The following is a 9,359-nucleotide window of genomic DNA, read 5'->3' as shown; positions in this document are numbered from 1 at the left end:
AGCGCCTTGGCGTCAAAGCTCTCACTGCTCAAGAACCTCGTGACCTTGTCGTGACTTATCGACCCCTCCAGCATCCCTGACAATCCTGTCGCTGTGGTGTAGCTGAACGAGCTGATGAGAAAGTGCCCTGTGAAACGGGTATAGTCACTATAGACCTCTAGCAGTTCTCGATTCATCTTCCTATCCTAGTGTTTCTGCCCCTCGTGCGTAAGGTGAGTGAAGAAGCCCTCTTGCTGGGCCTCTTGTTCCGCGCGCAACTGCGCGTCGATCTCCTCGTCGGTGCCCAGGATGAAGCCCACCGCCGCCACGGTATAGTAGGCGCCCGCGGCAAAATCGATCTCCCTCTGGTAGAGGGTCGCGAGCTCGTCTTGGGGGTCGCTGACGAACAGGGTGTGTCTGCCGGCGGGCACCACCACGTAGTCGGTGACCTGACCGTACTCGAGCCCGCTCAGCTCGGCCTGGGCTTCCTCGAAGGCCTGAGCCTGATCGGTTTCGGTCCCTAGCGGCGCGGCGATGTCCTCGATCCACGCCAAGTTGAGGTCCACCGTCGGGGCGTTGGGGGAGAGGTGTGCTACTCGCACCATCGCCATTTCGAACTCGAAAAAAGCGTGGGTCGGCCCAACCCGGCGCGACCCAGCGGGGCGCTCCAAAGCGCGGGTCGGTCAGGCGCGGGTCAACGGGTTGCTGAGGGACCGTCTGTGGCTGTACTGTCTGCGGCTGCACCGCCTGGCCGAACATCCCAAACCAGACCAGCAAGGCAAGCGTGACACACCACGATTTTCTTATTGACTTTCTCATGTTGTACTCCTTTTGTCTCTCGAGGGTAAATAAAGAATGGGACTCGTTTCCTCAAGCCAAGCTACAGTCCCTTCAAGCCGCACCCCAGACACCGTGGCGCCAGGCGACCGCCGAGCGGCCATGAAGGCCGCCTTTGTTCGCGCCGTTTCTCGCCAAATAGCCGTTCGTGCTATCCTTAGAGGCAAAGACGCCGCTCGAGCGGCACGCGAGGAATGAGACATTGGCGCAAGCGCGAGACAAAGGCAGCCGCGACATCCTGCAGAGGCACGGCCTCAGGTTCAGCAGGCCGAGGGCGGCCATCCTCGGCTTTTTCGGCGAGCAAGACAGCCATGTGAGCGCCGAACTCCTCTACGCGGCCCTGCGCGAGCGCGGCGAGAACATCAGCCTGTCGACGGTCTATCTCAACCTGAGCGTGCTGCGGAGCGTCGGCCTCATCCGCGAGTTCGACGGCTTACACGGCGAGGCGCTCTACGACAGCAACGTCGCGCCCCACTACCACCTCATCTGCAAGGACTGCGGCGCCATCTTGGACCTGCCGCTGGAAACCCTCGAGGGCCAACCGCCGGCCGCGCTGCTCAGGCACTCGGCCGAGAGGCTGTCGGGTTGGCAGGTCGATGAGCCCAAACTCGACTTTCACGGCTACTGCCCCCAGTGTCGCCCTGCCCCGGTGTCGCCCCGCCCCGGTGTCGCCCTGGCTGAGCCGTCCGGCTGAAGCGCTTTAGCGGCCGCCCATGTAGCCGCCGACGAGCCAGATGATCAGGCCGACGGCGGCAAGCGCAAAGGAGATGGGACCTAGCCGCGGATAGTCCCGACGCACCGTCGAAACCACCCAGACCACCACGCCGGCGATGCCAAGCAGCATGAGCAGGAGGCCGATGATGCCGAGTATGGATTGCAGATCGTCCATAGCCTAACTCTGCGGCATCGGGGGCGTTCAGAAAGGAGGGGAGCACGCCTTCGGCGAGGAGGGCGCAACCGCGATCTTAGCCGGAGCCGATAACCGAGGGATCGGAAGCTCGAGCGGTCACCGTCGTTGCCGGTCCAGCCTCCGGTCGAGGTCGAAGGCGGCGCTGATGAGCCCGAGATGGGTAAAGGCCTGCGGGAAATTGCCCAGGTGCTCGCCGTGCGGGCCCAGCATCTCGGAATAGAGGCCCAGATGGTTGGCGTAGCCGAGCATCTTTTCGAAAACGGTTCGCGCCTTGTCCAGCTCGCCCGCGCGCGCCGCCGCTTCGGCGTACCAGAACGAACACATCGTGAAGGTGCCTTCGCCGCCGTCCAGCCCGTCATGGGCGGCCTCGCCGACGTTGTAGCGATAGACGAGAGCGTCCACGACCAGATCCTTCTCGATGGCTTGCAGGGTCGAAAGCCAGCGCGGGTCGGTCGGGCTGATGAACTTGACCAGCGGCATGAGCAAGGTGGCGGCGTCGACGCTTCCAGAGCCCAAGTGCTGGACGAAAGTCTGGCGCTCTTCGTCCCAGAACTTGCTGAAGATGTCGTGATAGATGGCCGTGCGGACCCTCTCCCAGCGCCCCAGCGGGGCGGGCAAGGAGCGCTTGGTGGCTAGGCGGATGCCGCGGTCGACGGCAACCCAGCACATCAGCCGCGAAAAGAGAAAGTGCTGCTCGTCGCCGCGCACCTCCCAGATGCCCTTGCACTTGCGTTGCCAGTTGTCCACGAGCCAGTCGAGCAGCCGCACCAGGTTGTTCCAGAGGTCATGGTGGATGGGCTCGCCGTACTTGTCGTAGAGATAGACCGAGTCCATGAGCTCGCCGTAGATATCGAGCTGGAGCTGGTCGAAAGCGCCGTTGCCGATGCGCACCGGCGCGGACTGGTGATAGCCGCGGAGGTGGTCCAGGGTCGTTTCGGTAAGGTCGTGCCGGCCGTCGATGCCGTACATGATCTGCAAGGGGCTGCCCTCGTTCAGCTCCTGGCAGCGCGCCTCGATAAAGCGCATGAACTCGGCGGCCTCCTCGGTATAGCCCAGGCGGATGAGCGCGTAAAGCGTAAAGGAGGCGTCGCGAATCCAGGTGTAGCGGTAGTCCCAGTTGCGCCCGCCGCCCAGTTCCTCGGGCAGGCCAAAGGTGGGCGCGGCGACGAGCGAGCCATAGGGCTTGTAGACCATCAGCTTGAGGACCAGGGCGGAGCGGCCGACCATCTCGCGCCAGCGGCCGCGGTAGGTGGACCTGTCTTGCCAGCGCCGCCAGAAGAGGATGGTCTGCTCCAAAGCCTGGGCGACGTAGTCCTCGGCGGCGGTCGGCGATTCCTGGCCGGGCTTGGCCTCTTCCAGAACGAAACAGGCGACCTCACCCGCGCGAAGCGTGAACTCGCCGACCGCCGCGCCGTCTTCTACCTTTAGGGCCACGGGCGTTCTGAGGCGCAGGGCCAAGCCACTCGCCTCCGACTCGAAGATGACCTCGCGCTCGTTTGCGGTGACGCTGTGCCGGGCCCTCGCGTAGTCGAAGCGCGGCTCGCAGTGGACGCGGAAGGTGACCTCACCGCGGATCGTCTTGACCTGCCGCACCAGGTTGTGGGCGTGGCCCACCTCCTCGACCGGCATAAAGTCGGAGATTTCCGCCATGCCCTCGCCAGCCATGAAACGCGTGAGCAAGACGTTGGTGTCGGGCAAATAGAGTTGCCTTTCGCGCAGCTGGTCGAGGGTCGGCGCGATGCAAAAGCGCCCGCCACGGTCCATATCCAGCAGCGCCGCGAAGACGGTCGGCGAGTCGAAGGTAGGAAAAGCCATGAAGTCGATGGAGCCGTTCCTGCCCACCAGCGCGATGGTATGAAGGTCACCGATGACCCCGTAGTTTTCGATGGGTTGTTGCTGTGTCGGACGATGTTTCGGTGGCGTCACGTTTCCCCCGGGGGCCGCGCCGCAGCCGGGCGCTGGCCTCGCGTAATGTGCCTGTCTCGTGCGATATACCTGTCTCGCGTGATGGGCTGCTGGGCGGCGGACCTTGCGGCGCAGAGGAGCCGTTCTCGAGCGGGCCTGGGCCAGCGACCGCTCAACTGCTGTAGCCGAGTAGCCGACGCGGCCAGTCCCGGCACACCGAGGCCCAGACGGCGCCGATAATGCCCAGGACGATTAATGCTCAGGCCCATCTAATGCTCAGGCCCATCGGCGCCAGCCCGGCGAAACCCAAGGGCAACTCCACTTAAGCTTGCCCGCCAAGCCTGACCGTCAACCCTGACCGTCAACCCTGTCCAAACCTCAATCCTGCTCGATCCTTGTCCGCCCACACCTTGACTTTGTACCAAACAAGGCCGTCAGAAAGTAGGGGAACGCGGCTTTGCGGCCAAAGTCAGGCGGAAAGAAGCGACAAGGTTAGGCTCGAGCCCCTCCTGGTGGTGGGTCCTGTCAAAGTCTACAGCGAGGTGGCCTGGCAGGAGGCGAGTGGGAAGGAACAGGGGAGAGGCTCTCAGTAGCCTGCCTCAAATCGTCGCCCGGAGGCTTCCGTGCTCTTCACAAGGCAAATGATCGGTATCGTGCTTGTGCAGCTTTCAAATAGGCAACTGAACCGTCAAATGATATAATCAGAACGTTAAATGGGAAGGAGAAGGTTGTGGCAGTCACTACGAAACCCTACAAGACCTGGACACCCACAAGCAAGGACCGTGGTGAAGATACGCCCTCGCTGACACCCCAGCTCCTTGGCTTCGATACTACACAGCGTCCTCTGAGCGACGCTATTCGTGACGGTTTCCCTTACGGGGTGTTTCAGCGGCTACACGAGCATCTCAATGTTCCCCAAAGCGTCCTCGCCGACCATCTGGGCATCAGCCTCAGCACCCTGCACCGCAGGAAGAGTGAAGGGTCCTTCAAGCCCATTGAGAGCGACCGTCTCTGGCGCTACCTCAACCTCTACAGCAAAGCTGTCGACGTGCTCGAGAGTGAAGCGGCCGCCCGGCACTGGCTCACCACCTCCAAGCTCGCTCTAGGTGGTGGAATACCTCTCGCTGCAGCCCGAACGGAGATCGGCGCGAAGGAGGTCGAGAATCTCCTTATCCGGATCGAGCACGGAGTCTTTGGGTGAGGGCGTGGCGTATCACGAAACGAAAATACGCCGAGGCTGCCTTCGAAGGGTTTGGGGCACGGATTGCCGGCGGCCGGTGGAATTCCGCCGGTCGTAGTGTTGTTTACCTTGGCGGCACGCCCGCCATCGCCGCCCTAGAGGTTCTTGTTCACGATCAGTCTGGTGAGGTCCTCGAGGAAAGCTACGTTATCATTCCAGTCGATATTCCTGACGAGTCGGTGCTTGAACTAAGTAAGGATGCGCTTCCTAAGGGCTGGGCGGCACCCCACGACTACACCCTTACTCAGAGGCTTGGCGACGAGTGGTTCGATACGCAAGCCAGTTTGGCTCTGCGTGTTCCCAGTGCCGTGGTGCCCTTAGAGTACAACGTTATCCTGAACCCCAGCCACCCCGACATGCAACGTGTTGAAATTAAGGACGCGCAGGCTTTTGTGTTCGACGAGCGGTTACGGCCGAATTCGTCTTGAATGCCAGCAGCTCTCTCGCAGGGTTGCAGGTCCTGCTTTCGTGTCGATGCGCACCGGCCCAGTCCACCTCGCTCTTGGAAGTAGAATGGGTTTCTCTAACCGATAGAGGTGCTCATGCCTAACCCGAAAGAAGCGTGGCGATGAAGGTCTTGTTCATCGGCGGCAGCGGCATCATCAGTTCGGCCTGCTCGGAACTGGCGGTCAACCAGGGCCTCGAGCTCTACCTGCTGAACCGCGGCCAGAGCACCAGGCCGGTGCCGGCTGGCGTGCGCCTCCTCCAGGGCGACATCCGCGACCGGGCCTCAGCCACCAAGGCCTTGGGAGAGATGACGTTCGACGCGGTGGTCGACTGGGTCGCCTTTACCCCCCAGCACGTCGAAGCCGACCCCGCGCGGCAGCTGGTCAACCAAGATCTCGACAAGCTCATGGACGAGATTATTGCCGCTCAGGAGTCCGCGCGGCCGTAAACCGCTGGTATCGGCTCGAAACCTCAAACCTCTTACGAGCCTGCTGCGCCAAGGGCCACGCCGGCCGAAATGAGCCTCACACAGGTATCGCGGGCTAAAGCCTACGCGAGCCAGAGGCGAGCGGTCATGTCGGGTACACTATCGGGTACACTAAGGGCATGAAAGTCTTGAATTACGTGGGCCTCGACACCACCGCGGTCGCCAAGCAGTTCACCAAAGTTCGCCAGGCCATCGAGCGCGACGACTTTCGCAGCGCCGATATCAAAAAGTTGACCTCCAGCCGCTACTACCGCGCGAAACTCGACGCCAGCAACCGCTTGCTTCTCGACTTCGCGCAGTATGAGGGAGAAGCCGTGTGCCTCGTGCTCGAGGTCATCCGCAACCACCGCTACGACAAGTCACGCTTCTTGCGCGGCGCGCAAGTAGACGACGGCAATGTCGAGGACGCCAGCCCCGAGGAGGCGCGCCAGGAAGCCACGCCCGTCCCTTACCTGAATCCCACCCGCAACCACTTCCATTTGCTCGATAAGGTCATCTCCTTTGATGACGCGCAAGACGCCGTGTATTCGCGCCCGCCGCCGCTCATCGTGGTGGGCTCGGCGGGCAGCGGCAAAACGGCCCTCACGCTCGAGAAACTGCGGCAGCAAAGCGGCCAGGTTCTCTACATCACGCAGTCGGCGTACCTGGCGCAGAGCGCGCGCGACACCTACTTCGCGCATGGCTTTGAAAACCCCGAACAGGAACCCTTTTTCTTGTCGTACCGCGAGTTTTTGGAGACCCTGCGCGTCCCCGAGGGCCGCGAAGTCAGCTTTTCGGCTTTCAAGAGGTGGTTCGAACGTCACCGCCAGCAAGCTCGCTTCACGGACGCCCACCAGCTCTACGAGGAGTTCCGCGGCGTCTTGAGCAGCCGTGCGGAAGGCTGCTTGAGCAAAGACGCTTACCTGGCGCTGGGCGTGCGCCAATCCATTTACGGCGCCACGGAACGCGAGGTCGTTTACGGCCTCTTCGAGAAATACTGTGCTTGGCTTCAGGGCGAAGGCTTATTCGACGTCAACCTGGTTTCCTTTGAGTGGCAGCCCTTGGCCGAGCCCTTTTACGACTTCATCGTCATCGACGAGGTCCAAGACCTCACCAACGTCCAGCTCGCGCTTATCCTCCGCACCCTAAAAAACCCAGGGCAATTCCTCCTTTGCGGGGACGCCAACCAAATAGTCCACCCGAACTTCTTCTCGTGGTCGGCCGTCAAAAGCCTCTTCTGGCAAGACCCCGCGCTTGCCCAGAGGCAGACCCTGTCGGTCTTGCGCATGAACTTCAGGAATGCTAAGGACGTGACCCGCGTCGCGAACGCCCTGCTCAAGGTCAAACACGCGCGCTTCGGCTCAATAGACCGCGAGAGCAATTTCCTGGTCGACCCCGTGAGCTCAAGGGCCGGCGCGGTCGAGGTCATGCCGGACAAGGACAGCGTCAAACGCGAGCTCGACGACAAAACCCGAGCGTCCACCGAGGTCGCGGTGCTCGTCTTGCGTGACGAAGACAAAGCGGCCGCCCGAAAAGCCTTTCGGACGCCCCTGCTGTTCAGCGTCCACGAGGCCAAGGGTCTGGAGTACCCTACCGTCGTCCTCTTCAACCTCGTGTCGGGCAACCGCGCCACCTTTACGGACATCTGCGAGGGTGTGAGTCCGAGCGACCTGCAAGCCGACAGCCTCGCCTACAGCCGCGCCAAGGACAAAACCGACAAGTCCCTGGAGATCTACAAGTTTTACGTCAACGCCCTTTACGTCGCCCTCACACGCGCCACGAAGCACGTCATCCTGATAGAGTCCGACACTCAGCATCCGCTCCTGGGACTCCTGGGCGTGCAAGCGGGCGGTGAGCGGCTTCACCTCGAGACCTCGAAGTCGAGCCGCGCGGACTGGGAGCGCGAAGCCGCCAAACTCGAAAAGCAAGGCAAGTTTGAACAGGCCGACGCGATCCGCCGCTCGATCCTCAACGTCAAAAAGGTCCCTTGGGTGGTCTGGGACGATGCTACCGTCAAACAGCTCGAGGCCAAAGCGCTCGACCCCACGGGCCCCTCGAGCAAAGCCCAGAAAAGCCTCTTCGATTATGCCCTCTGGCACCAGCAGGAGCACGTGCTGTGGCGCCTGGCGGCCGTCAATTTCGCGCCCGCCAAGGCGTTTTTGAGCGCCAGCCCAGCACAGCGGCGCAGCCTGCGCAAACCCGTGCTGGACAGAAACCTCACGAATTACACGCAAAGCAACACCCGGCAGGTCCAGTGGGACTGTGACGCCTACGGCGTGGACTTCCGCAGCCCCGTCGACGCCACTCCCCTGATGCTCGCGGCCTTGGCCGGCAACCTGCCCCTCGTCGAGGACCTGCTCGCGCGCGGCGCGAACCCCGAAGCCGTCGACCACTACGGTCACAACGCCGGCATGATCGCGCTCAACCGCGCCTTCGTCGACGCGGACTACGCTGCCGGCACGTTCGGGCCGATTTACGAGCGGGTAGCCCTCACCTCGCTCGACGTGCAAGTGGACGGGCGGCTCGTCAAGCTCGACACGCATATGGGCGAGTTTTTCGTGCTGATGGCTATGCTCGCCGGCCTCAAGACCCTGTTCTCGAGCGTCAGCGACGAAGCTGGCCTCTACCGCCGACGCAAGGGCTTTTTTGTCGACCACCTAACGCGCAACCTGAAACATCTTCCTGAGAGCGTGGTACGCGAGGAGCGGCGTAAGCGCACGTACTTCAATCACGTCTTGGCTCGAGCCGAAGTCGATAGTTCGTACCGGCCAGCCCGTAAATTGTGGCAGCGAGTCGCAACGGGTTACTACCTGCCGAACCCACAGATAAAACTTCGGGTGAAGGAGCGCGCGGGTGAGGGTGGATGGAAGCCCATAGCCGACGTGCTGAATTTCCCCCGTTTGGGATTGACGGTTTCACCAGCGCAAACAACGGAGAAAAAAGTCTCCGTGACTTACGACGCACGATGAGCATTGATCGCAGGGTGGGGCAAGCTGAATTACCTCGCCGTGTGCTGGTTATGCTGATTGCTCTCCAAGAGGCTGTTACCCGACATTCCGCCCCTCTTCTGACATTTTCAGGAATAAAGCCTTTCATAAGGCTCCCCTAATAGTACAAGAAGCGTTCGGAGCTCCTCCAGGAGGTTAAGCACGAGCGTCTGTGGCATGTCGGCGGCAATCGTGATGGTCAGCAGGTGAACATCCAAGAACAACTCGAACACCCATCTGGCAGTTGGTCTTTGTGTAGCTTTTCCCTTCTGGTCAGGAACACGCGCATCATGCTGCTTCAGGGTTTTGCGGATGCGGTGCTCTAGCGCCGCATAGACTAGCAGGCATACCGTCATTATCATCAAGAGCGCCATACCCCATTCGGGGCACAAGTGCTGCGTTCGATCTTCTTTAGGAACAGGGTGCTTGCTAAGAACAAAGTGCCCGGCAACGCGGGTATCGGGTCTTTCAGGAAGCGGAATCCACGCTCTGCAGAGGCTTGGCCTTGGTAGCCAGCCAGCACCTCATGATCGGGAAGGGCGTCTTCGTCAAGTTCATTGGTGGCTAGAATGAAGCAACTGTCGCGGT

At 61.6% G+C, this 9,359-nt stretch carries 10 protein-coding genes; 5 read left to right on the top strand and 5 right to left on the bottom strand.

Annotated elements, in window-relative coordinates:
• Positions 1–185 precede the first annotated feature (185 nt).
• On the bottom strand, positions 186–584 hold the full coding sequence (locus tag M3498_04460) for a DUF4397 domain-containing protein (GenBank protein MDQ3458549.1): 399 nt from the start codon (positions 582–584) through the stop codon (positions 186–188).
• Positions 585–1,018: 434 nt separating this feature from the next.
• On the opposite strand from M3498_04460, the gene M3498_04455 reads away from it, so the two are divergent.
• Entirely contained in the window at positions 1,019–1,510 is a 492-nt protein-coding gene (locus M3498_04455) for a transcriptional repressor (GenBank protein ID MDQ3458548.1), read from the top strand.
• Between the two features lie 6 nt (positions 1,511–1,516).
• Here the strand turns inward: M3498_04455 and M3498_04450 are convergent, their stop codons facing one another.
• Both M3498_04450 and M3498_04445 read right to left on the bottom strand, forming a co-directional pair.
• Complete coding sequence (locus tag M3498_04450) at positions 1,517–1,705, bottom strand: hypothetical protein (GenBank protein ID MDQ3458547.1); 189 nt, start codon at positions 1,703–1,705, stop codon at positions 1,517–1,519.
• 117 nt (positions 1,706–1,822) lie between these two features.
• Entirely contained in the window at positions 1,823–3,652 is a 1,830-nt protein-coding gene (locus tag M3498_04445) for a glycoside hydrolase family 15 protein (protein MDQ3458546.1), read from the bottom strand.
• Positions 3,653–4,361: 709 nt separating this feature from the next.
• Here M3498_04445 and M3498_04440 point away from each other — a divergent pair.
• The 4 genes from M3498_04440 (at position 4,362) to M3498_04425 (ending at position 8,753) form a co-directional block, all read left to right on the top strand.
• Positions 4,362–4,832: a DUF2384 domain-containing protein gene (locus M3498_04440; GenBank protein ID MDQ3458545.1), complete on the top strand. Its 471-nt coding sequence runs from the start codon at positions 4,362–4,364 to the stop codon at positions 4,830–4,832.
• The gene (locus M3498_04435; protein ID MDQ3458544.1) at positions 4,829–5,299 is read left to right on the top strand and encodes an RES family NAD+ phosphorylase; all 471 of its coding nucleotides are present in this window, start codon (positions 4,829–4,831) and stop codon (positions 5,297–5,299) included. The genes M3498_04440 and M3498_04435 overlap by 4 nt, the downstream gene beginning before the upstream one ends.
• A 140-nt stretch (positions 5,300–5,439) precedes the next feature.
• On the top strand, positions 5,440–5,766 hold the full coding sequence (locus tag M3498_04430; GenBank protein MDQ3458543.1) for an NAD-dependent epimerase/dehydratase family protein: 327 nt from the start codon (positions 5,440–5,442) through the stop codon (positions 5,764–5,766).
• 158 nt (positions 5,767–5,924) lie between these two features.
• Complete coding sequence (locus tag M3498_04425) at positions 5,925–8,753, top strand: hypothetical protein (protein MDQ3458542.1); 2,829 nt, start codon at positions 5,925–5,927, stop codon at positions 8,751–8,753.
• Positions 8,754–8,860: 107 nt separating this feature from the next.
• On the opposite strand, the gene M3498_04420 is transcribed toward M3498_04425, so the two are convergent.
• Both M3498_04420 and M3498_04415 read right to left on the bottom strand, forming a co-directional pair.
• Complete coding sequence (locus M3498_04420) at positions 8,861–9,145, bottom strand: hypothetical protein (protein MDQ3458541.1); 285 nt, start codon at positions 9,143–9,145, stop codon at positions 8,861–8,863.
• The coding region (locus tag M3498_04415) for a hypothetical protein (GenBank protein MDQ3458540.1) at positions 9,133–9,359 on the bottom strand (227 nt) is incomplete at its 5' end. The genes M3498_04415 and M3498_04420, both read right to left, overlap by 13 nt.

The sequence above is a fragment of the Deinococcota bacterium genome, from assembly GCA_030858465.1.
GTDB lineage: Bacteria > Deinococcota > Deinococci > Deinococcales > Trueperaceae > JALZLY01.
Note: the sequence above shows the minus strand (reverse complement) of the source record. Positions and strands in the feature narration are given on the sequence as shown.